We start from the raw sequence: 26,085 nt of genomic DNA on the forward strand, positions 1-26,085 counted from the left end.
GATCGGTCCGGAGCTGTCCACACGCCGCCGAGATTTCCGACCCTTTTTCAACCCGCGTCGTGCAGTTGATACCCGCGCCAACAAGGATCCGTTCGAACTCCAGCACCGCTGCCCGCACAGGGCGGCCGAACCCGCCCGCCGTCGGGTTTACGGGGATGAGGTTCACGTGCGTGGGCGTGCCGCGGAGGAGCCCTGCGAGTTGCCGCGCGACCTCCGGGGAATCGTTCTGGCCGGCGATGAGTGCGTACTCGAAGGTCACCCGGCGTCCCGTCGCTTTGAAGTAGCGTTTCGCCGCAGAGACGATTTCCTGGACGGAATGGGGGCCGGCGGTGGGCACCAGGCGCTGCCGGAGCTCTTCAATGGGGGAATGCAGCGAGATCGCGAGGCCTACCTGCAGCCCTTCCGCCGCGAGCCGATCGATGGCCCGGATGACGCCCACCGTCGAAATCGTGATATGGCGCTGTCCCAGCCCGAACGCGCGCCCATCGGTGAGGATGCGGACGGCGCGCACCGTCTCGGCGTAGTTCGCCAGCGGTTCGCCCATGCCCATGAACACGACGTTCGTGACGTGCTCACCGCGCTGCTTCAGCAGCCGGGCGACATGAATCACCTGGCTCACGATCTCGCCCGCCGAAAGATTGCGTTCGAAGCCCATCTGGCCCGTCGCACAGAAGACGCAGCCCATCGCACAACCTGCCTGAGTCGAGACGCAGACGGTCGAACGGGGATGCTTCTCGCCGGGATCCGGATACTGCATGAGGACTGTCTCGATCGGTGTGCCGTCCGCCATCCGCAACAGGAGCTTGGTCGTGTTCCCATCCGCGCTCGCTACCCGCCGAACCTCCGCCGCCGGCGATAGTCGGTAGCGGGAGGAAATCGCTGCCCGCCCCTCGGCAGGCAACTGCCGGATCTCTTCCACGCTCTCCGGGAACTCCCGGTAGAGCGCTTGCAACACCTGGTTCGACCGGTAGGCCGGCATGCCCAGTTCCGCGATGAGCGCGTCCATCTCAGCCGGAAGCAGGTCGTAGAGAGAAGGTGGTATCACTGAGGTCATCCGAGGCCGGCTTCGGGAAGAAGGTTTCCCCGCTCACCGGCAATAAACTGCGCGGCGCTCAGCCGTTTGCCGCCGGGCCGCTGGACTTCCTCGAGCACGAGCCAGCCCTCGGCCAGCGCGATCGCAGGAGCCTTTTCGATCACCTGCAACGTACCCGCGGGAGCCGGCTCGCCGCTTGCCACTCGCGCCTGCCAGACTGACAGCCGGTGCTCGCCATACATGACGAAGGCGCCCGGCCACGGATTGAAGGCTCTCACGGCTCGTTCCGCTCCGGCAGCGGTCATCTCGGCACGGAGCCATCCATCGTGCTTGGCGATCAGGTGACAGTAGGTTGCCTCGGCTTCGTCCTGCGCGCGTGGGATTCGTTCGCCCGCGACCCAGCCGGGGAGCACTCGCACGAGTTCTTCGGCCCCCAGCGCGGCCAGTCTGGGTTCCAGCGAAGCCGCTGAATCGTCCGAGAGAATCGGGACTTCGATCCTGGAAATCACCGGCCCAGCATCCATTTTCCGGACAAGTTCCATGATGCTCACGCCCGTCAGGTCTTCTCCCGCGAGGATCGATGCGACGATGGGGCTCGGCCCACGCCACTTCGGCAGCAGCGAGGCGTGGACGTTCAGGCAGCCGCGCCGCGGGATCCCGAGGACGGCCTGTGGCAGGATCTTGCCATAGGCCGCCACCACGAAGACGTCGGCTTCGGCGGCCCGCAGGCGCTCATAAGCGGGCGCGTCGCGCAACGTTTCCGGTTGAAAGACCGGGATGCCGAGTGCTTCGGCGGCGACCTTCACGGGCGGAGGATGGAGCCGCCCGCCGCGGCCGGCCGGCCTGTCCGGCTGGGTCACCGCCATCACCAGTTCGTGCCCCGCGGCAACCAGCGCTTGCAGGCTGGGCACCGCGAACTGTGGAGACCCCATGAAGACGATGCGGGACACTCGATCTGTCATCGACGCCACTCCTGGACGTCGGCAAAGCGCAGCGAGCTGGCGAACAGCACCCCGGACATCACATTCTTCAAGTTATCCGGAAAGGCGTAGACCGAGTGGGGATAGGCGATGACGACGCCCGGCACCAGGTCCTGCCAGATCTCCTGGAACTGGCGGTAGCTGTCCTTCCGAGTCTCAAGGTCGTTGGTGGTGCGCCCCTTCGAGATCAGTTCATCGGCGACAGGGTCTTCGAAATTGGCGAGATTGAGTCCGGCGGTCCCCATCTGCGAGCTGTGCCAGCCGAAGTAGGGGTCCGGATCGGCGCCCTGATCCCAAACCGCGAGCGCTGCTTCGTAGCGACGTGGCACCAGGTAGTCCAGGTGGAGCACAGTGAAGGTGGTGCTGGAAACGGCCGCCCGAATCCCGAGTGTATTCAGCTGGGCAGAAAGCTCGTTTGCGATAGCGAAGCGGACCGGATCGTTGTCGACTCGGATCGTGAAACGAAATTCCTGCCCCTCCTTCGTCAGGATCCCGGTCGACGGTGATTGCACCCAACCGGCTTCGGCCAGCAGCACCCGTGCTCGAGAAATGTCCTGGGAGACGGCGTCATACTCCTCCGTATACGCCCAGGTGCCGGGAGCGATTGGAGAGGACGACGGAGTCGCGGCGCCCACGAAGTTCTTCTGAACGATCGCCTCACGGCCGATCCCGAAGGAAATCGCCTGGCGAACACGCTGATCCCGAAACAGCGTGTTCCCGGTGTTCAGGTAAAGCAACAGTTGCGAGGAGCGCTGCAGTTGAGAAGTGACCGTGTCCTTCACGCTATTCAGGTCAGACAGCTGGCCTTGGGCCGGTGAAGTGCGCACGAACACTCCATCGAGGTCGCCCCCCTGGAGGGCGCGTGTTGCGCTGGCATCGTCGCTGAAGAACCGGAGGGTGAGACGCTGGACCCCCGGGCGCCCCAGGTGGTACCGGTCGTAGGCGACGAGCCGTGCCTCGCGCGAATCCAGGGCCTCGACTTTGTACGGGCCGGTCCCAATCGGGTTCGCGTTGAAGGTCGCGTCGCTCAACTCCCGGACGGGGATTGCGCCGAGAAGGTGCTCGGGCAGGATGCCGACCGTTGCACTCCGGGCGAGGAACGGAGCCGAGGCCTGGCGGAGGTGGACAACGAAGGTGCGTTCATCCGGGACTTCCAGCTCGGCGCCGCGCCAGCCTTCCGCCAGGAGGCGGTCTCCGGTGAAATCGCCATCGGTAAGCGTCCGGACGGTGAAGAGCAGGTCGCGCGAGGTGACAGCGGCGCCGTCGTGCCACTGGAGGTTGCTCCGCAGTTTGAACGTGTAGGTACGGCCCTCATCGGTCACCGCGGGCAACTCGGCAAGATCTCCGAGGACCTGGCCGTCGCCAGCGATCCGCACGAGGCCGGAGAAAACCAACTGGCTGAGGTCGGCGTCCACCTCATTCGCGTTGGCGAACAGGGGGTTCACGCGTTGCCACGTGCCGGCGACACCTTCGGTGTAGCGCGATTGGTTGGTGAGGACGACGCTATCGCCGCCCGAGAGGCGCAGGGCCAGCGCACCGGCAGCCGCAAGTGCCGCAGCGATCAGGAATGCTGCAAGGATCACGGTTCGGCGCGAGTGCGCGTGTTCGCCGGGCATAGGCAAAGTGTTACTTCTGCGAGTAAACGCTCAGAAAGGACACGAGTATGAACGCGAGGACCAGGAGGATCGTCGCCTGGAAGAGCGTCCGCTCGAGGCCGCGCTTTGTGCGGTAGACGGAACCGCCCGACATGCCGCCGAGCGCCGCCCCAAAGCCCGATCCCTTCACCTGGAGCAGGACGACGGCGATGAGGACGAGGGAAATCGCGATTTGAAGGATGTTCAGAAGCACTGGCGTTACCGTGTAGCGACGAGCGGGGCTTCTGGAGTGGGCCGCCGCTGTTCGATAGAGAGGATGTCCCGGTTATCGTACAGGCGCATAAGGGTAGCGGCGAGTTTCTCCGGATCGTGCCGGTACCGGTTCTCCTCCGCCACAACGTCCGCCTGAACCAGGCGTAGTCCTTCGAAAGCACGCAACGCATCGTTGGTTATCGGTACGGCAGTCGAGTGCCACGCTTCAGGCAGCTCGGAAGCGATGTTGTTGTTCGCAAGGACGACGTTCAGGATGCCCCGGCCCGTGTGCCGCTCCAGCGTCTCGATGTGGTCGCCGACGCTGAAATTGTCGGTTTCTCCGTGCTGCGTGGCGACATTGCAGATGAACACCTTGGTCGCTGAGGTCTGGAAGAGCGCCTTCTGAATGCCGCTCACGAGCAGGTTCGGAAGCACGCTCGTGTAGAGGCTCCCGGGCCCAATGACGATGAGGTCAGCATCGAGGATCGCCTTCACCGCGTCCGGATGCGCCTCCGCATGTGCCGGGTTCAGGTAGAGGTCCCGGATGCGGGCGCCGTGCTCGGTGATGTTGTGCTCGCCATGGACCATCTCGTCCTCGTGCGTGCGCGCGCTCAGAGTCACATCCTCCAGGGTGGATGGGAGGATGCTGCCGCGGACATTCAGGACGCGGGATGCTTCATGGATCGCTGTTTCGAAGTTCCCGGTGACTTCGGCCATCGCCACGATGAAAAGGTTACCGAACGAATGGCCTTCGAGGCCCGTGCCCTCCGTGAACCGGTACTGGAAAAGCTTCGACATAAGCGGCTCGGCTTCGGCGAGCGCCGCGATGCACTGGCGAAGGTCGCCCGGAGCAACCACGCCGAACTCCTGGCGCAGCCGGCCCGTGCTGCCGCCATCATCGGCGACGGTGACGATGGCTGTCAGGTTGCTGGTATGCCCCTTGAGCCCGCGGAGCAGTGTCGAAAGGCCCGTCCCACCGCCAATCGCGACAATGCGCGGACCGCGCTGGAGGAAGCGCTTGTTGTAGATGGTCTCAGCCAGGCCCGGTGTTTCGCTGCGATGGTCGGGCCTCACGAACGCGAAGAGCAGCGACTCGTTCAACTTGTAGATTGCGATGAGCACGGTGCTCAACGAGAGCGACATGAAGAGAAGCCCGCGGCCCCACCGGGGCATGAACTGCAGTGTGAGGTAGTAGAAGATGCCGGGCAGTTCGGCCTGCAGGTACGCTTCTTTCAGGACGTAGGCGATGCCCAGGCCCATGAGAGAGACGCCGAACAGCAGGAGCGCGAGCCACCGCTTGATGTGCATCCCCGGGTACAGCCACTTCAGGGCTGAGTGGTCGCGGATGGAGCGGAGCGTCATCGGTTGGGAGTGTACCACCGCGGCGCGATATCGCTCTGAAGACTAAACATTTAGCTCCTTTTCGAGCAGCCCGGTGACGACACCGGCGTTCGCCCGTCCGCGCGTTTCGCGCATGACCTGGCCGACCAGGAACTTGATGGCGGTCTCCTTGCCGGCGTGGAAATCGGCGACGGCCTTCGGATTCGCGGCTATGGCCGCCCGGACGGCTCCGAGGAGCTCATCCTCTCCGCTGATCTGGGCGAGCCCGGAGTTCTCGATGATCTCTGAAGCCGGCTTGCCCGTCGCGATCATCTGCTCGAAGACTTCCTTGCCGATGTTCGAGGTCACTTTGCCCTCATCCACCAGACGAACCAGGCCGGCCAGATGTTCCGGCAGAAGTGGAAACTGCTCGATGCCTTTCGCGGCCGTGTTCAGCCAGCGGCCGACTTCGCCGAGCACCCAGTTCGCCGCAAGCTTCGCGGAACGCGAAGGATCGAGACCGATCGCCCTGGCAACGGCCTCGAAGTATTCAGCCCGCTCTCGATCTTCCGTGAGACCGTCGGCCTCATGCTCTGAGAGCCCGAGCCCGATGAATCGCAGCTTTCTGGCTTCGGGAAGTTCAGGGAGCCTCGCCTGGATCTCGCCAACGTACTTCCGGCTGAGTTTCAGGGGAGGCAGGTCCGGCTCCGGGAAGTAGCGGTAGTCGTTCGCATGTTCCTTCGTGCGCTGGCTGACGGTCTCGCGTGTGTCATCCACCCAGCCGCGCGTCTCCTGCGTAATTCGCTCGCCGCGGTCCAGCATGCCGGCCTGACGGACCTCTTCGAAGGCGATGGCATCGTGAACTGCCCGGAAGCTGTTCATGTTCTTGACTTCGACCTTGGTCCCGAAAGCTTCGGCGCCGACGGGCCGGAGCGAAACGTTGGCGTCGCAACGGAAATTGCCGTCCTCCATGTTGGCCTCGCTCACGCCGATGTACCGGAGGATCTGGCGCAACCGGACGAGGTAGTCGCGGGCCTCTGCGGGCGTCCGCATATCCGGCTCGCTCACGATTTCCATGAGCGGCGTGCCCGAACGGTTGATGTCGATCAGGCTGTAGCCCTCTCCCGTGACGGCGTCGGTCCGGTGCAGCAGCCGCGCCGTGTCCTCTTCCATATGGACGCGCGTAATGCCGACGCGCCGCGGGCCAGCGCCTTCAGGGGCGATATCCAGCCAGCCGTCGCTGCACACGGGCAGGTCGTACTGAGAGATCTGATAGCCCTTCATCAAGTCCGGATAGGGGTAGTTCTTGCGGTCGAACTTGGAGAACTCGGCGATGCGGCAATTGAGCGCAAGGCCCGTCATGACGATGTATTCAATGGCCTGCTCGTTGATCACCGGAAGCACGCCGGGCATCCCGAGGCAGACCGGGCACACATGCGTGTTGGGGTCGGCACGGGCGTAATCGGCACTGCAGCTGCAGAACATCTTGCTCTTGGTAATGAGCTGGCAATGAACCTCGAGGCCGATGACGGTCTCGTACCTGGTAGCAACGGCGGTCAAACAGCATCCTCCACCGGGTCGCAAGACCAGTATCGAGCCGAACGCCTGAAGACGAAAGGCCGTGCGGGAGTCAGAGCGGGCGCGCTCGACAGGGCAGGGACCGAGCGCGGCAAGGGCTCGTGGTCCGCAATTGGGGCAGCGCGGCACAATCCCAACCGTCCCGATCGCACCGCCCTATCCGCCTGGACCTCGCGCCGCACCAGTTCGTGATTCTCGAATAGAGGCAGCCGGGCTAAACGACGAAAATGGCCCGGCCGTCGCCGGCTGCCTTCACTCGCCCGATCCGCCAGAGCGGGACTCCGTCCCTGGCGAAGGCCGCTTCGAGCACTCTTGACTTCCTCGGCGACGCGGCGAGGAGCAGCCCACCCGACGTCTGCGGGTCGAAGAGTAACGCAGCCACATCCGGGTCGACGCCATCGGCAAAACGGACATGCGGCCCGGCCCAGTCCCGATTCCGGCCCTCACCGCCGGTGTGCACACCCATCCGTGAGCATTCCAGGGCGCCCGGGAGGAACGGCAGAGCCTTCGAATCCAGCGTCACGGCCACTTCGGACCGGGAAACCATCTCCCACAAGTGGCCCAGCAGCCCGAAGCCCGTGATATCCGTCGCCGCGTGCACCCGCGCTTCGCGTGCCAGGTGGCTGGCATGCCGGTTGAGCCGCAGCATGGAGCCGGTCGCCGCTTCGACCCATGCCCTGCCGGCTTTGCCCTCGCGTTGGGCCGAAAGGATGGTCCCGGTGCCGATCGGTTTCGTCAGGTAGAGCGAATCCCCCGGCCGCAGCCCGGCCTTCGAGAAGAGCCGCCCGGGGTGGACGAGGCCGAGCACGCTGAGCCCGTACTTCGGTTCGTTATCCCAGACTGTGTGGCCTCCCGCGATCACGGCCCCGGCTTCGCGGACCTTCTCGGCGCCGCCCCGGAGGATGGCGGTCTGGACTTCGGTGGGAAGATCCTCCGGAAAGGCCGCGATGTTCAGTGCGAGTACGACCTCGCCGCCCATCGCGTACACATCGGACATGGCGTTAGCGGCCGCGATGGCGCCGTAGGTGTGCGGGTCGTCGACCACGGGCGCGAAGAAGTCGAGGGTCGCCACGACGGCGGTGCTGGCGTTGATGCGGTAGACGGCGGCATCGTCGGGCACGCCAAGGCCGACCAGCACGTTTCCGTGGTTGGCCGCATCGAACAGACCGGTCAGCGGCGACAGCACCTGCGCCAGGGCCTCGGGCCCCGCCTTGGATGCTCAACCACCGCAGGTGGTCAGCTCGGTCATGCGGAAGAGTTCTTCACGCGTCACCGTTGCAAAGCGTAGACGGTTTCGCCGGCGAAGATCTCGGACGACGCCCGCCCTGACGGCGCCGGGCGGGGATGAACCAGCGGCGGCCCCCGGACTGACACCCGCCCGGCGAGCGGCGATACTGGAATCGATGTCCGATAACCTGTTCACGATGCTCTCGGCCTTCCGCCAGGGCTCCGCGGCCACACCCTTCGAGAACTACTGCACCACCGGCCTCGCCTACTTCCTCAAGCGCGGCCACCGCATGCTGCAGGCGCTCATTTCGCACGCCGCCGGGGCCGGCACCGAGGAGCTGGTGCTGGTCGAAGTCCAGCCCCGGATGGCCGACGCCGGCGTCGCCGACCTCCTCCTCACCTACGAAGGCGGCCGCCGTGTCCTCGTCGAGGTGCAGATCGAGTCCGGCGCCGACGAGAGCTTGCTGCCCGCCTTCGAAGCGGTGGCGCGCCAGTGGAGCGAGAAGCCAGCCTTCCTCATGCTCGGCCTGCGCGCGGAAGGCGTCCCGGCGCCGTGGGCAGCCGTCACCTGGAGCGAAGTCCTCGAGGCGCTGGACGGCGACCCGGACCCGGTAGCCATCGAGTTCAGCGAATTCGTCCTGCGCGACATCCTCGGCCTCGGAGAGGTCCCGCTGGAGGAGGCGCTAAGCACGAACCGTCTCTACGCCCTCGGCGGCGGCGCGGTGCGTCGGTTCTTCGGCGACGGAGCGCGTTATGTGAACAGTGCCTCGCGCCCGATGCATGGCCAGTACCGCTACCTGGGCACGACCTTCTCGCCGGACGGCGGCGACATGAACTACTGGATCGGCTTCGTGAATGAGACCATCCCGCTGGGGGAGCACTACCACCTGATGCTGGCGAGCAAGGAGAAGCCATTGCTCTTCCCGGCGGAACAGCCGCGGGCCACGGGCGACTGGAAATGGCCGCACTGGACGGGGATGGGCCGGGTTGTCCGGCCGGTGACGCCAGCGATGTACGAGGGGTTGCTGGAGCGGACGAAGCGGAAGTAGCCCTGGGCCGCGGAGAGGGATCCGGCGAGTACCTTTGGGGCCGTGGCCGACAGGGGGCGCGCTTGCGGGGAGCGGTGCTCCCGCGCCGGGGGTTTCGCGCGCACTTCTTTTTTCCGACCTCTTCAAGTGGTCACAAGTAGTCCGCTCAGATTCGGGACGTGCGACTACTTCCTGACCAGTTGCCACCTGTTGGGCGACTTCTTGCGCCGCGCGAGTGGTGACCTGTTGCGTGGCCGCCCTCACCCCCCAACCCCCTCTCCCAAGCTTGGGAGAGGGGGAGCCAAGGCGACGGAGTGCGTGCCCGGCGAGTTTGTGCAAGGAGATGCGGCCCATGGGGTTGAGGTTGCGCGGGGAGGGGCGGAGCTGGAAGGGCCGGTCGGCGCGGGGAGCGCCCTCGTCCCCGGCGGCCTTTCCCGACTCGTTCCTGGCGGGCGAGAGGGAGCGCCGTTCACGGGGTACGGCGAGTACCTTTTTTGGGCGATGGTCAACGGGGCGCCCGCTCGCGGGGGGCCGTGCTCCCGCGCCGGGGGCTTCGCGTTTTCCGGGGGGCCGGCCGGCATCGACCGGTGCCCGGGAGACAGGAGTTGAGAGCGTGGCCGGCGACCGGGCGAAGTCCGGGTTGCGCATGGCGCGAGCGGCGACGGAACGCCGCGACTCCACGGGGTGCGGTGTGGGGCGAGCGTCTGCGGGAAACGGAGAGCCTCCCGCGCGGGAGCACGGGGTTCCGCGAGCGGGCGGGCGGGTGAACGTAGCTGCATCAAATCCCCGCGCGGGGCGCGACACCCACTCGCTGACGATCTCAGGCGATGCAACACACCGAAACTCGTGAGGATCTCCTGATCCGACACAGTCTCCCCTTTCTCTAAAGCCCGGGAGACAGGAGTTGAGAGCATGGCCGGCGACGGGGCGAAGTCCGGGTTGCGCATGGCGCGAGCGGCGACGGAGCGCCGCGACTCCACGGGGTGCGGTGTGGGGCGAGCGTCTGCGGGAAACGGAGAGCCTCCCGCGCGGGAGCACGGGGTCCCGCGAGCGGGCGGGCTGGTGAACGTAGCTGCATCAGATCCCCGCGTTTTCGCCCCTAACCGGGGCCTTTGCTACCCTCGAACTTCAGCCGCCGTTTCGCGCGGCGCCCCATCTTCTCCCCACGGATTTTGCCCATGACCAGGGTCGGCATCATGGAAACGGCCATCCGCGATGGCCATCAGTCGCTGCTGGCGACACGCATGCGCACGGAGGACATGATCCCCGCCCTCGAAGAGATGGACGCCATCGGCTACCACAGCATCGAATGCTGGGGCGGCGCGACCTTCGATACGTGCATGCGGTTCCTGAAAGAAGACCCCTGGGCACGCCTCCGCGAAATCAAGAAGCGGCTGAAGAACACGCCAACGCAGATGCTCCTCCGGGGGCAGAACGCGGTCGGCTACCGCCACTACGCCGACGACGTCGTCCGGCAGTTCTGCGAGCGTTCGGTGGCGAACGGCATGGACATCTTCCGCATCTTCGATGCGCTGAACGACACCCGGAACCTGGAGACGGCCTTCGATGCGGTGAAGCGCGCGGGGGGCCACGTCCAGGGCACGATTTGCTACACGATCAGCCCGGTGCACACCGTCGACACGTTCGCGAAGCAGGCCGACGTGATGGTGCAAATGGGAGCCGATTCACTCTGTGTGAAGGATATGGCCGGCCTCCTTAGCCCGATGATGGCGAAGGCGCTGGTCAGCCGGCTCAAGGCCGACCACCCTGGGATGCTGGTCCAGATGCACTGCCACGACACCTCGGGGTACTCCGAGATGGCGTACCTGATGGGGGTGCAGGCCGGGGCCGATGTGATCGACTGCGCGCTCAGCAGCCTGGCGGGCGGCACCAGCCAGCCAGCAACCGAAACGCTGGTGGCCGCACTCGCGGAGGACGCAGAACACGCGACCGGCCTGGACCTCGAAAGGCTCGGGAAGCTCTCCGAGTACTTCCGCGGAGTCCGCCGTAAGTACTGGAAGTTCGAGAGCGGCCTCCTCGGGATCGATGCCGGCGTGCTGGCGCACCAGGTGCCCGGCGGCATGATCTCGAACCTCGTCGGCCAGCTGCGCGAACAGGGCGCAGAGGCCAGGCTGCCGGAAGTGCTCGCAGAGAACGCACGCGTCCGTGCGGACCTCGGCTTCCCACCGCTGGTCACGCCGAGTTCCCAGATCGTGGGCACGCAGGCCGTCCTCAACGTCCTCACGGGGAAGCGCTACGGGAATGTGACGAAGGAGACGCGGAACCTCGCGAAGGGCGCGTACGGCGCGACAGCCAAGCCCATCGAGAAGGACATCCTGGACCAGGTGCTCGGCGGCGAAGAGCCGATTACCCATCGACCGGCCGATGACCTCGCGCCGGAGATGGCGGAGGCGACCGAACAGATCGGCGACCTGGCCGAGGACGTCGACGATGTCCTCAGCTACGTGATGTTCCCGCAGCCGGCGAGGGAGTTCCTCCAGTGGCGGAAGGAAGGCGGTGGGCCGGAGCGGGAACTCGTCGCCGCAATCGTCGGCGCGATGGTGATCGGCGAGAAGAAGGCACAGGCCGCACCTATCGCGATGCAGCCCGTCGTCGTCGCGAACGGCGAAACCCAGGCATGGCGCAACTACGGCCGCATGCGGCAGATGCGGTAAGGAGAGGGAGCATGGCGACGGTAACCATCGGTGGTCGGAGTTACGAAGTCGAAGTCCGCGGCGAAACCGTGGTCGTCGACGGCCACGAGTACCCCATCAGCGTGAAGCAGGACGCCGGCACCACGACCGTGAACGCAGGCGGCGTCCCCTACCGTGTGCAGCTTCCCGCCGCCGGCGAGCGCTCCAGCGGGATGGCCGTCCAGGTCGACTACCGGCCGTTTACCTTCGAGTACGAAGGTCGCCTCGGCGGGGGCCCGGCGCCGCGCGAACGGAAAGTCTCGGAAGCCTCGGGTGGTGGCGGCAGCGCTGCCCTCGTGAAGGGCGGCGTAGCCGCCCAGATCGCCGGGCGCATCCTCAGCATCAAGGTCAAGGTCGGCGACACCGTTGCCAAGGGCGATGTCCTCCTGCTCCTTGAGGCGATGAAGATGGAAAACGAGATCAAGTCGCCGACCGACGGCATCGTGAAGGACATCCCGGTAAAAGAGGGCGACCGGGTCTCAGAGGGACAGGTCCTGGCGGTCGTCGAAATCGACTAACCGGAGACTGACTCCGTAACCCAGAACAGACAGGGACAGCTGCCCTGTCTTCGTCTCGACGGAAAGCGGGTCAGGCGCCGCGGAGCGTCTTGAGCTGGTTCGCATGGTCGGCGAGGTGCCCGGCAAGGATGCCGAGGATGCCGGCGATGGGCTGTTTGCCGAGCCGGGGATTCTCGATTTCCTGCGTGAGCTGGGCATCCTGCACTTGCGAGACGACTTCGATGAGTGCCGCCTGGCTTCGCTTCGTCTCTGCGATGCCGGTTGCGAGATCGGGGAACGCCGGACGAGAGAGCGCCGGGGGCGTCACACCAATCGCGTTGGCGATCCCGGCTGCGAAGAACGGGCCGGCGCCGGCGATGTGTTCAGCGACCTGGCGAGCGCACCAGGCGGCCTCGCCGTCGGCTGAGCCAGCTGGTTTCACTTCCCAGACCGATGCGCACTGTTCGAGTTCGGCCAGGTAAGCGGCGAAATTCGACTCGATTGTGGACTTCGCTTCAGCGGCAGATGCCAAGTGGAGTACTCCAGGATCAGATTGGGCGGTAGTGTGGTCGATTCAGTTGCAACAGGCTACCGACCTGCCGCCCGGACGGTGTTTCCTGTTTCCGAACCTTCGCTATGATTCTGGGACGAACAACATCCGGGGCTGGCCCCGAAGCACCGTGGAGCAGGAATGCTGGCCTATCTGCCTTTTCTCATCAGCGCGAACAGCCTCGGCGTCATCTGTATGCTCATTTTCCTCGCGACTTCGATCATCTTCACGATCCCGATGTTCGCGACCCGTGGCGGCACCCAGGTAGCCTGGACCGGCGTAGCCGGGTTCCTGCTCACCGTGGAACTCGCCGTCATGGTTACACTCGTCGTACTCGTGAGCCGCGGCGACATCTGGCAGTAACCGGACGCTGCGATCGCAGGGCGTCCTCCCGGCTCATTGGTCTGCCTGACCGCACTCGAGAGAGAGGCCATGCTGCTGCTGTCCCGGCGTCGTAGTCCGGGCACGGCAACGGTCCAGCAAGATCGGGGAACGATCCGCCCTGCGACGCCTTAGAGCAGCCGCCGGATTGGCTTTCTTCCCGGGCGCGGGTCGTAGTTGCTCTTGAACATCTCGAGCTTGTCGCGCTCGATCAGGTACTTCCCGGCGAACAACGTCGCCGGGATCTTCTTCTGCTTGATGAGGCGGCGAAGGCTCTGTGGGTGGATGGCGAGTTCGCGTGCCGCCTCGACCAGGTCAAGGTAGTTGTCGAACGGTGTGATGATGGCCATGGTTGGGCGGGACCTCGGGGTGTGTTCGGCCAAATCGCTCAATTGCTTAGGCGAAAGAACGGTAGCACCACGTTATGACTATTGTCTACTCCCCCTAGCAATTGGGGGATTCCGGCGATCACGGAACGGTATTGGCGACAAGACCAGAGACCTGGCACAAAGAAGCACGGCCGGGTTGGGCCGTGCTTCGGGGATGAGCGGTTGCGAGATTACTTCTTGATGACGCCCGGTGTCTGGAAGTTGACCTTCGGGAGCTGGTCGCCGCGGATCTCGAGCTGGATGAAGACCATCGTCGCGCCGTTTTCCAGGAGCGGCTGACCGATGACGACCTGGTAGTCGAACGCCGAGCCAGGGATGCCGGCAGTCGCCGCGTGCTGTTCGAGGAGTACGTTGCCTGCCGCCGGCGCGGAGAGCGGGAGGCCCACCTGATCGCCCACGCAGGCGTCAGCTGTGGTGCACCCGGCATCGGTCATGAAGACGTGGACAGTGCCATCGAGGCCGAGCTTCGTCGCGCTGCCGGCCGGGAACGCGTAGGTCACGTCGAGTTGTTTCGCCGTCGGCGCCTTCAGCGTCGGCGCAGCCGCGCCGGTGCCCCAGTCGACGCCCTGCGGATCGGACTTGTAGCGCAGTTCGGCCCAGGCAACGTTGCCCTGGGCGTCTTCGATACGGACCTTGTAGCGTCCGAACGCGCTCGCCGGGACGCTTGTCGTGTGGCTGGTGGCCAACCCGTTGAGTTCTTCGGTATAGAGGGCAGCGGGGCCAACCTGGTTGGTCATTGCCATGACCTTCGCCGTCACCGGCACGTTGCTGGCGAAACGGATGGTCACGGCGCCGGGCCCGGCGTGGCTGCTGCGCAGCCAGAGCACCCGCGGCGATGCCGCCGGTACCGGGTCGTCGGCTGGAGCCGGGGTGACAGGCGGCGCGACTTCCGGTGTGGGTTGCGGCACAGGCGGCGTGGGGTCGAGTTCCTCCTGGATGTTCCATTCCGGCGGGGCGGTCGGGGCCGCCTGCTCCGGCTCGGCCGCCCTGGCACCGCAACCAAGGGAAGCGATTGCGATAGCCAGCAGGGCGCCGGCGAGAACGGGGCGAAGGTTGTGGATGTTCATGGTCTGGTCTCCCGAGTCGATGTCGGGGATTAGACCGGCATCCGGGGCAGTTCTTACATGAGTGCGGCCTGCTCCTGACACACCGCTGCCACCAGTCTCAAGGCGAGGGGCAGAACTGGCCGAGCGACGACGGTGGGTCGCCACTACACTGGATTTGTGGCCTCATCCACCATCTCCGAAAAGATCCGCAAGCAACTGGCAGCGCTACCCGCGCGCCCTGGCGTCTACATCATGCGCAACGCCAAGGGCGAGGTGATCTACGTCGGCAAGGCAGCCAAGCTCAAGGACCGCGTCCGCTCCTACTTCGGCTCGCCCCACATGATGGAGCCAAAGACCCGCGCCCTCCGCGAACACATCGAAGATTTCGAGTACATCGTCGTCGGGAACGCGGGAGAGGCGCTCATCCTCGAAGCCACGCTGATCAAGCGGCACCAGCCGTTCTTCAACATCCGTCTCAAGGACGACAAGCGCTATCCCTACCTGAAGGTCGACGTCCAGAACCCCTGGCCGCGTGTCTACATCACGCGCCGCATCGAGAAGGACGGCGCGCGCTACTTTGGGCCTTACGCCAGCGCCGGTTCGGTGCGGGCGACCCTGGACCTGACGAAGAAGCTCTTCCCCTGGCGCTCCTGCACGAAGGAGATCACGGGCAAGGACGCCCGGCCCTGCCTCGACTACTACATCAAGCGCTGCATCGCCCCCTGCACCAGCTTCTGCACCAGCGAGGAATATGGCGAGGTCATCGAGGATGTCATCCTCTTCCTCGAGGGCAAGTCCGATGATGTCCTCCGGCGGCTGCGCCACCAGATGGAGGCTGCCGCGGAGCGGATGGAGTATGAGCGGGCGGCACAGGTGCGCGACCAGCTCCGCAGCATCGAACGCACGGTCGAGCGCCAGATGGTCTCTACAACGCGAAAAGAGGATGTCGACATTTTCGGCATCGCCCGGGACGGAGACCAGGCATGCGTCCAGGTGTTCTTCGTCCGGGGGACGCAGATGATCGGCCGCGACACGTTCGTCCTTGAGGGCGTGCGCGACGAAGCCGAGAGCGCGGTCCTCGCCAACTTCCTCCTGCAGTACTACGAAGGCGCGCAGTACATCCCGAAACTTGTTGCCATCCCTTCCGACGCCGAAGAGCGCGAGACGATCGAAGAGCTGCTGACCGAAAAACGAGGCTCGCTGGTGGAGGTGCGGGTGCCGGAGCGAGGTGAGAAGAAGCGACTGGTGGAGCTGGCCGGAGACAATGCCAGAGAGGCGCTCTCGCACATGCGGGTCAAGTGGATGGCGGATGCGAACAAGACCGAACAGGCGCTCGAGCAACTGATGGAGGAGCTGTCGCTGCCCGAGATGCCGCACCGGATCGAGTGCTATGACAACTCCAACATCCAGGGCACCAGCCCGGTGTCCAGCATGGTCGTTTTCATCGACGGCAAGCCAGCTACGAACCAGTACCGGCGTTTCAAGGTGAAGACGGTGGTCGGCGCGGACGACTTCGCGACGATGGCCGAAGTTCTCCGCCGTCGCTTCAAGAACCACGCGAAAACAGCGGACCAGGGCGAGCAAGGGGATTCGGCGAATCTCGAAGCGCCCGACCGGGTCGCGGACCGAGGGACCGAAGGCTGGGAGACGCCCGACCTGGTGATTATCGACGGTGGCAGGGGACAGCTCGGCGCAGCGGTCCAGGTGATGCGCGAGCTTGGGGTGCATCACATCCCTGCGGTGGGGCTGGCGAAACGGTTCGAGGAACTCTTCGTGCCTGACGAGGACGAACCGGTCGTGCTGCCGCGCGGAAGCGAAGCGCTCTACCTCGTCCAACGGCTGCGCGATGAAGCGCACCGGTTCGCCATCACGTTCCACCGCCAGGTGCGGGGCAAGAGTTCCATCCAGAGCGCGCTCGACACGATCCCCGGGATCGGACCGAAGCGGAAAAAGGCGCTGCTGCGAAAGTTCGGCAGCGTGAAGCAGATCCGGGAGGCAGACGTGGCCGAGATCGCCAGCACCGTCGGGTTCACGAGCGCACTGGCTGAGAAGGTGAAGGCCGAGCTGTAGGGGGTCAGTCCTGTTCGGGTGTGGGAAACTGCGCCCGCACCTGCGGCTCGGGACCCCAGTCCGCCGGCCAAGCGTCGCCATACGCGAGGATTCCGTGCGCCCAACCGTCGAGTTCGAGGCCCCGGATGCCGTTGGCCCCCAGGATCGTCCCGATGTGGGCCCGGTGTTCCACTCCGTGGACGAGCAACTGGGTGAGAATCGTGGCCGCACTTCGGCTTCCGTCCCGAAGCTGCATCATCGTGCCGGGCTCCGGCAACGAGTCGACCAGTCGGTTGAGGTTCGCGCCGGACTCACGCGCGAGGACTGCCAGGTCATCGAGACTCGGCGTCTCCGAACGAACCGCGTCGACTTGTGGCAGCGAAAGTAAGCTGCGGTGATACCTGAACTCGCTCGAAAGGAGATGCTCGAAGGTCTGCCGGATGCTCCCGAAGACGCCACCTGCCCGAAGGTCGAGCACCTCTTCGGGCAAGGTCCGAAGGAACTCGAGGAGTCCCCGGTTCGCCCAGTTGTTGTAGTCGATCAGGCGGTGAAGGTAGGTGGTCATCGGGCGAGTGTACCGGGGGCGACGGGCCGGAAGCCGCGCGCTGTGCGCCGCCGCGAACTACGCACCTGGGCTGAGCCCCGGAAACCATCCGGGGCCGAGAATCGAGCTGGCCTAGGTGCCTTCCTGCCAGCTCGTGAGGTAGCGCTGTTGCTCCTCCGTCAGGTAGTCGATGGCGACACCCATGGCATGGAGCTTCAGGCGGGCGATCTCCTGGTCCACATCATGCGGGATCTCGTACACCGTCTTTTCGAGCTTCGTATGGTTCAACGCGATCCATTCGGCGCCGAGGGCCTGGTTCGCGAACGACATGTCCATGACGGCGGCCGGGTGGCCTTCGGCAGCGGCGAGGTTCACGAGGCGCCCTTCGCCGAGGAGGTAGAGCTTGCGGCCATCCTGGAGGTGGAACTCCTCGACGGAGTCGCGCACGCGCTTCTTCGCCTCGCTGAGCGCCGCGAGCGCTTTGAGGTTGATCTCGCTGTCGAAATGGCCGCTGTTGGCCATGATGGCGCCGTCTTTCATCGACTCCAGGTGCTGGCGGTCGATGACATTGCAGTCGCCAGTGAGGGTGACGAAGATGTCGCCTTCCTTCGAAGCCTCGGCCATCGGCATGACGCGGAAACCGTCCATCACGGCTTCGAGCGCCTTCACCGGATCGACCTCGGTGACGATGACCTGGGCGCCCATCCCGCGCGCTCGCGAGGCCACTCCCCGCCCGCACCAGCCGTATCCGGCGACGACGAAGTTCTTGCCGGCGAGAAGCACATTCGTGGCGCGGATGATGCCGTCGATGGTGCTCTGGCCGGTGCCGTAACGGTTGTCGAAGAGGTGCTTCGTGTCCGCTTCGTTGATGGCAACGATGGGGTAGCCGAGCGCTCCATCGGCAGCCATGGCCCTCAGGCGGATGACACCGGTGGTGGTCTCTTCCGTACCGCCGACGACACCTGGGAGCAGGTCGCGCCGGTCCTTGTGGAGGACGGCGACGACATCGGCGCCGTCGTCCATGGTCAGCTGCGGGCCGTGCTCCAGCGCCTGGTGGATGTGCCGGTAGTAGGTTTCGTTGTCTTCGCCGCAGATGGCGAACACGGGGATACCGTAGTCGTTCACGAGTGCCGCAGCGACGTCGTCCTGGGTCGAGAGCGGATTGCTCGCGCACACCCGCAGGTCGGCCCCTGCGTCGCGCAGCGTGATCGCCAGGTTCGCGGTCTCGGTGGTGACGTGGAGGCACGCGGTCATGCGGATGCCCTGGAGGGGCTTCTCGCGCTGGAAACGCTCGCGAATGAGCTTGAGCACGGGCATTTCGCGGGCCGCCCACTCGATGCGGCGGACTCCCTCGGGTGCGAGCGCGAGGCTGGCGATATCGCTGGGGACGGTCATTCAGACACTCCTGGGGACGGCGCGGAGGTGTGCCTTCGAAGCGCCGGAGTTCAACGGTTAGTCGTGAAGGCTCACGAAGCTCCCATCATACTTGCGACCACGAATTGCGGCACGAATGCGCCGAATCGATGAGCCCATGCCGGAAGGATCGCGGCGAGCCGCGCTCGCTTCGACGAGCTGGCAGACCTCGCGAAACCCGAGGCGGGCGTAGGCCGCGACAGCGGGCGTGTTGTTCGGGTCCACGGTCAGCACGACGTGGTCGCAGTACTCCAACAAGGCTTCAGTGACGGCGCTGGTGGTTGCAGTGGCGAACCCCTGCCCTCGTGCCGCGGGGTGGGTGAACACGTTCCCGACGACGGCGACGCCCTCCTGGCGGGAGACAACGTGCGTACCGGCGACGGCTACGAGGCGGCCGTCGGCAACGATCCCCCGGTAGACGCCGCTGTCGATGTGTTCCGGGATGTAGTAACTCGGACCGCCCTCACTGCCGTAAAGGGCATTCACCTTGCGGATGTCGATCCCGCTGAGGACCGCGGTGTGGTGTGTGTGGACCGGTGCGAAGGCCGCCCGCGTCACGCCCATGCGGATCATTGGTTGCTGATTCGCGAGACGGTAGTACTTCCGGAGCACATCCAGGTGCTGCGGCTGGCATGTTGCATACGTTTGTGCGGGTCCGGGGTGGATGGAAAGGATCGCGGAGACCGCATCGGGGTCACCGAGGACGAAAGTGGCATCGCCAAGCCCTCCCCGGCTGTGAAGGACGAGTCCGGTCCCGGTCGTGCCACGGGCGTAGAACCAGCGCGTCCGCGGAAACAGCGCGGGCTCAAGCTGGCCAAGCGCATAGGCGGTGTACTCCACTCGTGGCGCGAGAATCGAGCGGATCGTCGCGATGTCGCTAACGGGCTGGACCACATAGTCCAGGCGATGGCGCGAGACGCCCTGCCAGCGAACCTCGCGTTCGGCCATTAGCCATCGACCTCGAAGTGCGTCAGTTCTCGGAAGCGGCGGTAACGCGCCTCCACCTCTTCCCGAGTGAGTGTAAGGAGCCGTGACGGCCCGAATCCCTCGACCTGGAACGACGCCACGGTGGAACCATAGATCATCGCCCGGCGAATCTCACCCGGTGTTACCTGGTTTACCGAATCGAGGTAGCCAACAAAGGCGCCGGCAAACGAGTCCCCGGCGCCGGTCGGATCGATGACTTCTTCGAGAGGGAAGCCCGGCGCGACGAAGTACTCCCCATCGCTAATCAGGGCGGCGCCGAATTCGCCCAGCTTGATGATGACCGTCTTCACACCATCCCCTACAAGGGACCGCCCGGCGCGAGCGATGCTCGGGAGTTTCGCGAGTTCTCGCGCTTCGCTCTCGTTGAGCGTGACGAAATCGGCCAGGCGCATGGTCTCCCGTAGCTCGGCCGGGTTTTCATCGATGAACATCTTGATCGTGTCGACGAGCGTGACCTTCGGCGAGTCGAGCGAGGCGATGAGGTCCCGCTGGTAAGCGGGGTGCCCGGCGGCCAGACAGGCAACCGTGCTGTCCCTCCACTCGGGCAGCACGGGGGGCAGATGGGCGATGCTCACGCCCAGTTCCGGATACCAGGTCTCCCGCGAGTTCATATCGTAGCTGTAGCGGGCCCCCCAGACGCTCGTCTTCCCGCCCTCGATGGTCTTTATCCCGGCCGTGTCGATGTGGGGGTGTTCGAGCTTGCGGCGGTGCGCATCCGGAAAGTCTTCGCCGACGACGGCCAGGATCCGGACATCGGTGAAGAGCGCTCCTGCGAGGGCGGTCGCAGTCGCCGATCCGCCCAGGGAGCGCTCGGCCTTCCCAAAGGGCGTCTCGATGTCATCGAGGGCGACCCAACCGGTGACCAGCATCGTCATGCGTTCTCTCCGAGCCGGCGCGCCAGGATCGGCCGCAGGCGTTCGCGGTTCTCCGCGCCGATGGACGAGGGTTGCGTCACGAGAGCCGAGTCAAGCGCTGTTCGGCACCCGCAGCCCTCGCCGGGGGGCAGCACCTTCGCCAGCTCGCGGACGGCCAGCTGGGCGGTCGCGACATTCTTTGCGAGGGTGGCGAAGACCGTCGTAGCGTCGACGGTGTGGCCCTCGTTCCAGGCGTCGTAGTCGGTAACGGAGGCGAGCGTCGCGTAGCAGAGCTCCGCTTCGCGGGCGAGCTTTGCCTCCGGCAGCGCCGTCATCCCGATGAGGTCGGCGCGCCACTCGCGATGGAGTTCGCTCTCGGCGCGCGTGCTGAACGCCGGGCCTTCCATTACCACGTACACACCGTCGCGGTGGACCGTCGCACCGGCAGCTTCGACAGCCTGGCGGGTCGCGACGCGCATCGCGGGGCAGAACGGTTCGGCGAAGGCGATGTGCGCCACTACGCCGTTCCCAAAGAACGTCGATGCACGGACTCCGCGCGTCCTGTCGATCAGCTGGTGGGGGGTAACGAAGTGGCCGGGCCGGTAATCCTGGCGCAGGCTGCCGACGGCCGACACCGAGAGCACGCGTTCGACACCAAGGCTCTTCAGTGCCCAGAAGTTCGCACGCTGCGGCAACTCGGAAGGGAGGAGGACGTGCCCGCGGCCGTGGCGCGCGAGGAAGGCGACGCGGTTCCCTTCGAGCGTGCCGATGCGGATTGAATCACTCGTTGGGCCGAAGGGCGTCTCAATAATCGCCTCTTCGACCTGGGAGAGGCCGGGCATGTCGTAGAAGCCCGAACCACCGATCACGGCCAGGGGGATGGTGCTGCTCACGAGGCTCCCGCGGGAAGAATGTCGCGTCAGTGTACGCCGGAGAGGCGTTATGCAGTTCCCAGGTGCGCGCGAAGCGCTACCGCGTAGGGAGGACGCACGATGCCGGCCTCCGTGACGAAAGCCGTTATCAACTCTCCCGAGGTCACATCAAACGCCGGGTTAAAAGCGCCAAGGCCTTCCGGGCTCCAGCGCTGGTCGCCGAAACCGCCGACTTCCAGCGCGTCGCGGAACTCGATGGGTATGCGGGTGCCATCCGGGCAAGCGGGATCGAAAGTCGAGCGGGGTGCGGCGATATAGAAGGGCACCCCGTGGCGGGTGGCAACGGCGGCGAGCCCGTACGTGCCTATCTTGTTGGCGGTGTCGCCGTTCATGGCTATCCGGTCGGCCCCGGTGATCACGGCGCCGACCCGGCCCGAGGCGATGAGGGAGGCTGCAGCCGTGTCGGGCAGCAGGCTGGCCGGTATTCCCGCACGTTTCAGTTCCCAGGCAGTGAGCCGCGCACCCTGGAGCAGCGGCCGGGTCTCAGTCGCGTAGCAGTGCGAGAGCCGCCCCTGCTCCCAGGCCGTCCGCACGATCCCCAGGGCTGTCCCGATCCCACCGGTAGCCAGCGCACCGGTGTTGCAGTGGGTCAGCACGGCCGAACCCTCCGGGACGAGGGCAGACCCGTGCATGCCAAGAAGCCTGTCCTGGGCGATGCGCATTGCCAGGTACCCGCGGGCGAACACCCAGAGCGCCTCGGGGCGCCCAGGAAGAGGTACGTCCCGGACCGATGCGACCGCCTTCTGCGCGCCAGTCGCCAGTTCGACGGCCGTGGGGCGAGTGGCGCCGACGCGCTCGGCAGCGGCGGCCAGCGCAGCATCCGACGGACCAAGTGTCTCAGCCGCGATTGCCATCGCCCCGGCGCCGACGATCCCCAGGAGAGGTGCGCCGCGGACCCGGAGCGAAGCGACCGCTTCGCAAATCGTCCCGATTTCGCCCAGGTCGAGCCAACGCTCGTGGTGAGGCAGGAGCGTCTGGTCGAGCACGCGCAACACTGGAGGCACAAGAGCGACGGGGGCAAGCGGTTCCACACCGTGAGTCTAACGGGGTTCGGTGTCCTGGAGCGGAGTAGCTTCGGCGTCAGGCGTAGGCGACCAGGCTGCGGACGGTGTACGACGCGAGGCGTGGCCGGCCCGCAAGCGCCTCGAGCTCTATGGCGAAGATCAACCCTGCGACCACCCCGCCAATGAGTTCGACCAGCTTTGCCGCAGCGAGCGCCGTCCCACCGGTCGCCAGCAGGTCGTCTACGATCAGCGCCCGAGCGCCGGGAGACATCGCGTCCTCGTGGATGTCGAGACGGCTCTCTCCGTACTCAAGGGAGTACTCGACCGACATGCGTGCCGCCGGCAGCTTGCCCGGCTTGCGGACGGGAACGAACGGGAGCCCCAACCGGTCGGCCAAGGGGGCGCCGAAGATGAAGCCCCGCGACTCGATCCCAACGATGCAGCCGGGGCTCAGGTCCCGGGCCATCGAGGCCATCCCATCGAGTACCGCACGAAGGCCTTCAGCGTCGCCTAGCAGCGGCGTGATGTCTCGGAAGAGGATGCCGGGCTGCGGGAAATCCGGGACGTCCCGGATCAGGCGCTTCAGGTCCATGCACCGGATTCTAACGCGAACCAGGCCCAACGCGGCCCCGTCCCGAAGCTAGGCCCGGAGACGGACCGCGTGCGGGCCGTTGTCTCAGGCTACGAAGCCGAGCGGATCCCAGCGGGCGCCGAGGAGCTCTTCGCTGGGCACTCCCAGCCAGCGATCGATGATGGTCGCGTAGACCCTGCGGAAGTCCGTCGTGTACGGCACATTGCCGTTGTCGACGAGGGCCGCAAGGTTCGATGGATCGCCGTAGAGTCCCCTGGTGACGCCGTTCCCCAGGGCAAAGAGCACGCTGCCAGCGCCGTGGTCCGTGCCTCCGTTGGCATTTTGCTGCACCCGGCGGCCGAACTCACTCCAGGTTATGACGAGGACGTCGTCGGCCTTGCCGTGCGCCTGGAGGTCCTGGTAGAAGGCTGTGAGCCCGGCGTCCAGGGTCTCCATCAGCCCCGAGTGGGCGTCGAGTTCATTGTTGTGGGTGTCGAATCCGCCGAGCGTGATATGCCCGACTCGCATTCCCAGGTCACCGACGATCGCCTCCGCGAGCACGGAGAGACCGGAGCCAAACGAGGAGTCCGGGTATTCGACCGCGGGCGTATAGGTCTTCGCCACTTCCTGGAGCATCTTCGAACTGGAGATGGCCGTCTCGACCGTGGTCTCGAGCAAGACACCGTAAGGGGAGGACGACGGGTACTGGTCGTAGAGCTTCAGCATCGTCGCGGTGCGGGCATGTGAGGTGTCGGCGAGCTTGCCACCGACTTTCACGCCGTAATCCGCAGGACTGCGGACCGACGGCACCGAGACCGCAGGCGTGCGCATCTCGTCCGGCGTGGATGAACCGATGTTGAAGCCAAGGAACGGGTCGTGCTCCTGGCTCTCGAGCTTCTCCAGCGTCCGGCCAAGCCAGCCGTTGTCGAGCTGCATCTTCGGATCGCCGGACTGCCAGATAGCCATCGACTTGAAGTGACTGTAGTTCTGTTCCGGGTAGCCAACCCCCCGGACGACCGCGAGCTTGCCCGAGTCCCAGAAACCCTTCAGCCCGGTCAGAGCGGGGTGCAGCCCGAACCCCTGTTCGAGCTTGAGGACATCTGCTTCCGGGATGCCGAGTGTCGGGCGGTTGGAGCGGTAGGTCGCGTCGGCGTAGGGCACGAGGGTGTTGAGGCCATCGTTTCCACCCGCGCACTGCACGAGGATGAGGATCTTCTTATTGTTTGGGTCGGCCACGTAGGCGCCGTTCTGGGCAGCGAACGCGATCGAGCCCTTGAGCAGCGATTGGGCGCTGGTCCCGATACTGACGAGGGCGACACCGCCCTTCACGAAGTCTCTGCGCGAAAGCATGGCGCTCCTCCTTAAATGAGCTGGTATTCCGGGCTGGCGAGGACCAGGTAGGCAACTGCCGCTGCCCGCTCCTGGGGGTTCGTGATGGTCCGTGCGTAAGCGTAAATCGACTGGCGCGCCTCGGGGGCGATGTCGTCATCGACAAGCCGTCGCAGGGCTTCGTCTACTGTTGCCTCCGCCGTCGCCTGGCTGCTAAGCGAAGGGATGGCGACGGCCTTGTTCTTCGGGAAGAGCGTCGCATCCAGGAAGTTGACCCGCCCGAAGAACGTCCCCGAGGAGAGCCAGACTTCGCCGCCCGGCCAACCAGCGACGCTCGGAGGTTCGTAAAGGCGCTGGTCCATTCCTGCCGCGCTTTGCTCGACGGTCAACCAGTCCGTTTCGACTTCGAGTCCGCGGACTGCCCCGACCATGAACTCCAGGGGGCTCCGCACGAGGGCGCGATAGGCGCGCCGCGAATAAAACTCGTCGCTGGTCAGGATCGCCCGGACCACGGCCTTCACGTTGTGGTTCGAGCTATTCCAGACCTCGACCAGGCGGTCGATCGTCGCCGGGTCAGGGTCCCGGTAGGCAAACTCACTGAACAATCGTTTCGTGATGAACCGGGCAGTCGCCGGCTGCTTCATGATGATGTCGACAATGTCGTCACCGCCCCAGTTGCCGGTCTGACCGAGAAACGTCTTCGACCCGGAATCGTGAAGCTTGGTGTTCAGGACGAAGGCCGGTTCGTAAGCACCCCAGAGCTGATCGAGGTACTCGTCGCGTTCTTTTTCGCTCAGGCCGGCGGGCGGCTGCACCTTGGTTGGAGGAGTGAGGCGCCAGCCGGTGAACGCCCTCGCACTCTCGCGCACGTCGTTCTCGGTGTAGTTGCCTTCTCCCATGGAGTACAGCTCCATCAGTTCGCGGGCATAGTTCTCGTTCGGGTGCTCTTTGGTGCTGTCTACCGTGTTGAGGTAGGTCATCATTGCCGGGTCTTTGCTGACCGCCTTGAGGAGCACGTCGTACTGGCCGAGGGCATGGGCCCGGAACAGCTCGTTCTGCGTGATCATTTGCTTCGATCGCTGGAAGCCGATCTGACTCTGCTGGGTAGTGAGGAGGCCGTGCCAGATGAACGTCATGCGCTCTTCCAGCGGCTTCTGGGAATACGACATCCGGTAAAGCCACCAGCGCGACATATCGCGGATGAGCGGCGGCCGCTTGCCATCCAGGCCTCGCCCGGGGGTCGTCAGGTTGAAGTTGGCCGCGGCGATCTTCGCGTCGAGAGCGGCGTTGTCGACGCTCTCGAAATTGAGCAGGCGGTCGGCGGCCGTTTCCCGGTCGAGCGCGGCGAACTCCGCGATCTGCGCAGCCGAACCGCCCCAGCCAGCCCGGCGCAGCAGGTGTGCGGCTCGGACCTTCGGGTCTTCAATGGGCTTCTTCAGTTCGTCGGCCGCGCTCTTCGTGGCATCGGCCGCGAGCCCGGGGACCACGAGGGAGCTTCCGTTCGAGGAGTCCGCGCTGGTGCGAGTGGTGAGCCCGACAACAGCGGCGGCCGTCCCGCCCGCAGCGACGGTTGCCGCGCCGGCGAGCAGCGCCCGTCGAGTGGTGGGCCGCCGCATGAGTGGGGTACGTGGTGTCACAGGTTCTTGCATGGACGTCTCCAGGCCGCTCCAGGGTGAGCGTTATCCATCGTATGGACGCCGCGCCACAAAAGGTGACGCGGCGTTGGGGAATTTTGCGGCCTTTTCAGAGAGTGACGGCTTTCCAACCTCTTCCTAACAGGCCCTCATACTACGCTCGTGGCACTTTCCGGAAGGTTTCGTCCATTACGTGGTG

Annotated in this window: 23 protein-coding genes and 1 pseudogene; 5 read left to right on the top strand and 19 right to left on the bottom strand. The window is 65.5% G+C overall.

The window, feature by feature from the left end:
* Position 1 precedes the first annotated feature (1 nt).
* From rlmN to selD, 7 genes and pseudogenes are all read right to left on the bottom strand, one after another.
* Positions 2 to 1,042: pseudogene (gene rlmN / locus IPG14_RS02475) on the bottom strand (23S rRNA (adenine(2503)-C(2))-methyltransferase RlmN); the annotation flags it as partial.
* Between the two features lie 8 nt (positions 1,043 to 1,050).
* Positions 1,051 to 1,995 (bottom strand): methionyl-tRNA formyltransferase, encoded by a 945-nt coding sequence (gene fmt / locus IPG14_RS02480; protein WP_343390790.1) that lies wholly within the window; start codon positions 1,993 to 1,995, stop codon positions 1,051 to 1,053.
* Complete coding sequence (locus tag IPG14_RS02485) at positions 1,992 to 3,629, bottom strand: ABC transporter substrate-binding protein (RefSeq protein ID WP_343390791.1); 1,638 nt, start codon at positions 3,627 to 3,629, stop codon at positions 1,992 to 1,994. Before IPG14_RS02485 ends, fmt begins: the two co-directional genes overlap by 4 nt.
* Before the next feature lie 10 nt (positions 3,630 to 3,639).
* The gene (gene secG, locus IPG14_RS02490; RefSeq protein ID WP_343384936.1) at positions 3,640 to 3,861 is read right to left on the bottom strand and encodes a preprotein translocase subunit SecG; all 222 of its coding nucleotides are present in this window, start codon (positions 3,859 to 3,861) and stop codon (positions 3,640 to 3,642) included.
* 5 nt (positions 3,862 to 3,866) lie between these two features.
* Positions 3,867 to 5,222, bottom strand: coding sequence for a gluconeogenesis factor YvcK family protein (locus tag IPG14_RS02495; protein WP_343390792.1), 1,356 nt, complete (start codon positions 5,220 to 5,222; stop codon positions 3,867 to 3,869).
* A gap of 42 nt (positions 5,223 to 5,264) precedes the next feature.
* Positions 5,265 to 6,740 (bottom strand): Asp-tRNA(Asn)/Glu-tRNA(Gln) amidotransferase subunit GatB, encoded by a 1,476-nt coding sequence (gene gatB, locus IPG14_RS02500; RefSeq protein WP_343387971.1) that lies wholly within the window; start codon positions 6,738 to 6,740, stop codon positions 5,265 to 5,267.
* Positions 6,741 to 6,972: 232 nt separating this feature from the next.
* Positions 6,973 to 8,007, bottom strand: coding sequence for a selenide, water dikinase SelD (selD, locus tag IPG14_RS02505; protein WP_343391046.1), 1,035 nt, complete (start codon positions 8,005 to 8,007; stop codon positions 6,973 to 6,975).
* Between the two features lie 154 nt (positions 8,008 to 8,161).
* Between selD and IPG14_RS02510 the strand changes: the two genes are divergently transcribed.
* From IPG14_RS02510 to IPG14_RS02520, 3 genes are all read left to right on the top strand, one after another.
* Positions 8,162 to 9,034 (top strand): hypothetical protein, encoded by an 873-nt coding sequence (locus IPG14_RS02510; protein ID WP_343390793.1) that lies wholly within the window; start codon positions 8,162 to 8,164, stop codon positions 9,032 to 9,034.
* A gap of 1,157 nt (positions 9,035 to 10,191) precedes the next feature.
* A complete protein-coding gene (locus tag IPG14_RS02515) occupies positions 10,192 to 11,688 on the top strand; it encodes a pyruvate carboxylase subunit B (protein ID WP_343390794.1) in 1,497 nt (498 codons plus the stop codon).
* Positions 11,689 to 11,699: 11 nt separating this feature from the next.
* Positions 11,700 to 12,224, top strand: coding sequence for a biotin/lipoyl-containing protein (locus IPG14_RS02520; RefSeq protein ID WP_343390795.1), 525 nt, complete (start codon positions 11,700 to 11,702; stop codon positions 12,222 to 12,224).
* 70 nt (positions 12,225 to 12,294) lie between these two features.
* On the opposite strand, the gene IPG14_RS02525 is transcribed toward IPG14_RS02520, so the two are convergent.
* A complete protein-coding gene (locus IPG14_RS02525) occupies positions 12,295 to 12,735 on the bottom strand; it encodes a DinB family protein (RefSeq protein WP_343387974.1) in 441 nt (146 codons plus the stop codon).
* A gap of 159 nt (positions 12,736 to 12,894) precedes the next feature.
* Between IPG14_RS02525 and IPG14_RS02530 the strand changes: the two genes are divergently transcribed.
* A complete protein-coding gene (locus IPG14_RS02530) occupies positions 12,895 to 13,116 on the top strand; it encodes a hypothetical protein (protein ID WP_343384943.1) in 222 nt (73 codons plus the stop codon).
* 149 nt (positions 13,117 to 13,265) lie between these two features.
* On the opposite strand, the gene IPG14_RS02535 is transcribed toward IPG14_RS02530, so the two are convergent.
* Complete coding sequence (locus tag IPG14_RS02535) at positions 13,266 to 13,484, bottom strand: helix-turn-helix domain-containing protein (protein ID WP_343384944.1); 219 nt, start codon at positions 13,482 to 13,484, stop codon at positions 13,266 to 13,268.
* A 209-nt stretch (positions 13,485 to 13,693) separates the two neighbouring features.
* A complete protein-coding gene (locus tag IPG14_RS02540) occupies positions 13,694 to 14,590 on the bottom strand; it encodes a hypothetical protein (protein ID WP_343390796.1) in 897 nt (298 codons plus the stop codon).
* A gap of 156 nt (positions 14,591 to 14,746) precedes the next feature.
* Between IPG14_RS02540 and uvrC the strand changes: the two genes are divergently transcribed.
* On the top strand, positions 14,747 to 16,639 hold the full coding sequence (gene uvrC, locus IPG14_RS02545) for an excinuclease ABC subunit UvrC (RefSeq protein WP_343390797.1): 1,893 nt from the start codon (positions 14,747 to 14,749) through the stop codon (positions 16,637 to 16,639).
* Positions 16,640 to 16,643: 4 nt separating this feature from the next.
* On the opposite strand, the gene IPG14_RS02550 is transcribed toward uvrC, so the two are convergent.
* The 9 genes from IPG14_RS02550 to IPG14_RS02590 all read right to left on the bottom strand — a co-directional run bounded on the left by IPG14_RS02550 (position 16,644) and on the right by IPG14_RS02590 (position 25,901).
* Positions 16,644 to 17,183: a DinB family protein gene (locus IPG14_RS02550; protein ID WP_343390798.1), complete on the bottom strand. Its 540-nt coding sequence runs from the start codon at positions 17,181 to 17,183 to the stop codon at positions 16,644 to 16,646.
* A gap of 111 nt (positions 17,184 to 17,294) precedes the next feature.
* Positions 17,295 to 18,557 carry an adenosylhomocysteinase gene (gene ahcY, locus IPG14_RS02555; protein WP_343390799.1) on the bottom strand — a complete coding sequence of 421 codons (1,263 nt, stop codon included), beginning with the start codon at positions 18,555 to 18,557 and terminating at the stop codon, positions 17,295 to 17,297.
* Between the two features lie 57 nt (positions 18,558 to 18,614).
* On the bottom strand, positions 18,615 to 19,523 hold the full coding sequence (locus IPG14_RS02560; protein WP_343384949.1) for a GNAT family N-acetyltransferase: 909 nt from the start codon (positions 19,521 to 19,523) through the stop codon (positions 18,615 to 18,617).
* A complete protein-coding gene (locus tag IPG14_RS02565; protein ID WP_343390800.1) occupies positions 19,523 to 20,437 on the bottom strand; it encodes a PfkB family carbohydrate kinase in 915 nt (304 codons plus the stop codon). The genes IPG14_RS02560 and IPG14_RS02565 overlap by 1 nt, the downstream gene beginning before the upstream one ends.
* On the bottom strand, positions 20,434 to 21,309 hold the full coding sequence (gene mtnP, locus IPG14_RS02570; RefSeq protein WP_343387981.1) for an S-methyl-5'-thioadenosine phosphorylase: 876 nt from the start codon (positions 21,307 to 21,309) through the stop codon (positions 20,434 to 20,436). Before mtnP ends, IPG14_RS02565 begins: the two co-directional genes overlap by 4 nt.
* A gap of 47 nt (positions 21,310 to 21,356) precedes the next feature.
* On the bottom strand, positions 21,357 to 22,379 hold the full coding sequence (gene mtnA, locus IPG14_RS02575) for an S-methyl-5-thioribose-1-phosphate isomerase (RefSeq protein ID WP_343390801.1): 1,023 nt from the start codon (positions 22,377 to 22,379) through the stop codon (positions 21,357 to 21,359).
* 49 nt (positions 22,380 to 22,428) lie between these two features.
* Positions 22,429 to 22,944 (bottom strand): adenine phosphoribosyltransferase, encoded by a 516-nt coding sequence (locus tag IPG14_RS02580; RefSeq protein ID WP_343390802.1) that lies wholly within the window; start codon positions 22,942 to 22,944, stop codon positions 22,429 to 22,431.
* Positions 22,945 to 23,028: 84 nt separating this feature from the next.
* Entirely contained in the window at positions 23,029 to 24,273 is a 1,245-nt protein-coding gene (locus tag IPG14_RS02585) for a DUF1501 domain-containing protein (RefSeq protein ID WP_343384954.1), read from the bottom strand.
* A gap of 11 nt (positions 24,274 to 24,284) precedes the next feature.
* A complete protein-coding gene (locus IPG14_RS02590; RefSeq protein ID WP_343390803.1) occupies positions 24,285 to 25,901 on the bottom strand; it encodes a DUF1800 domain-containing protein in 1,617 nt (538 codons plus the stop codon).
* Positions 25,902 to 26,085 lie beyond the last annotated feature (184 nt).

The sequence above is a fragment of the Candidatus Amarobacter glycogenicus genome (assembly GCF_016704105.1).
Lineage (GTDB): Bacteria > Chloroflexota > Dehalococcoidia > Tepidiformales > Tepidiformaceae > Amarobacter > Amarobacter glycogenicus.

What these genes read in the sequence shown, in the direction of transcription:
- IPG14_RS02580 (WP_343390802.1), bottom strand. Translation starts at nt 22,944, where the DNA reads ATGGACCTGAAGCGCCTGATCCGGGACGTCCCGGATTTCCCGCAGCCC.
- IPG14_RS02515 (WP_343390794.1), top strand. Translation starts at nt 10,192, where the DNA reads ATGACCAGGGTCGGCATCATGGAAACGGCCATCCGCGATGGCCATCAG.
- IPG14_RS02590 (WP_343390803.1), bottom strand. Translation starts at nt 25,901, where the DNA reads ATGCAAGAACCTGTGACACCACGTACCCCACTCATGCGGCGGCCCACC.
- ahcY (WP_343390799.1), bottom strand. Translation starts at nt 18,557, where the DNA reads ATGACCGTCCCCAGCGATATCGCCAGCCTCGCGCTCGCACCCGAGGGA.
- IPG14_RS02510 (WP_343390793.1), top strand. Translation starts at nt 8,162, where the DNA reads ATGTCCGATAACCTGTTCACGATGCTCTCGGCCTTCCGCCAGGGCTCC.
- IPG14_RS02550 (WP_343390798.1), bottom strand. Translation starts at nt 17,183, where the DNA reads ATGACCACCTACCTTCACCGCCTGATCGACTACAACAACTGGGCGAAC.
- IPG14_RS02485 (WP_343390791.1), bottom strand. Translation starts at nt 3,629, where the DNA reads ATGCCCGGCGAACACGCGCACTCGCGCCGAACCGTGATCCTTGCAGCA.
- IPG14_RS02535 (WP_343384944.1), bottom strand. Translation starts at nt 13,484, where the DNA reads ATGGCCATCATCACACCGTTCGACAACTACCTTGACCTGGTCGAGGCG.
- IPG14_RS02565 (WP_343390800.1), bottom strand. Translation starts at nt 20,437, where the DNA reads ATGACGATGCTGGTCACCGGTTGGGTCGCCCTCGATGACATCGAGACG.
- IPG14_RS02585 (WP_343384954.1), bottom strand. Translation starts at nt 24,273, where the DNA reads ATGCTTTCGCGCAGAGACTTCGTGAAGGGCGGTGTCGCCCTCGTCAGT.
- IPG14_RS02540 (WP_343390796.1), bottom strand. Translation starts at nt 14,590, where the DNA reads ATGAACATCCACAACCTTCGCCCCGTTCTCGCCGGCGCCCTGCTGGCT.
- fmt (WP_343390790.1), bottom strand. Translation starts at nt 1,995, where the DNA reads ATGACAGATCGAGTGTCCCGCATCGTCTTCATGGGGTCTCCACAGTTC.
- IPG14_RS02520 (WP_343390795.1), top strand. Translation starts at nt 11,700, where the DNA reads ATGGCGACGGTAACCATCGGTGGTCGGAGTTACGAAGTCGAAGTCCGC.
- IPG14_RS02495 (WP_343390792.1), bottom strand. Translation starts at nt 5,222, where the DNA reads ATGACGCTCCGCTCCATCCGCGACCACTCAGCCCTGAAGTGGCTGTAC.
- IPG14_RS02560 (WP_343384949.1), bottom strand. Translation starts at nt 19,523, where the DNA reads ATGGCCGAACGCGAGGTTCGCTGGCAGGGCGTCTCGCGCCATCGCCTG.
- IPG14_RS02530 (WP_343384943.1), top strand. Translation starts at nt 12,895, where the DNA reads ATGCTGGCCTATCTGCCTTTTCTCATCAGCGCGAACAGCCTCGGCGTC.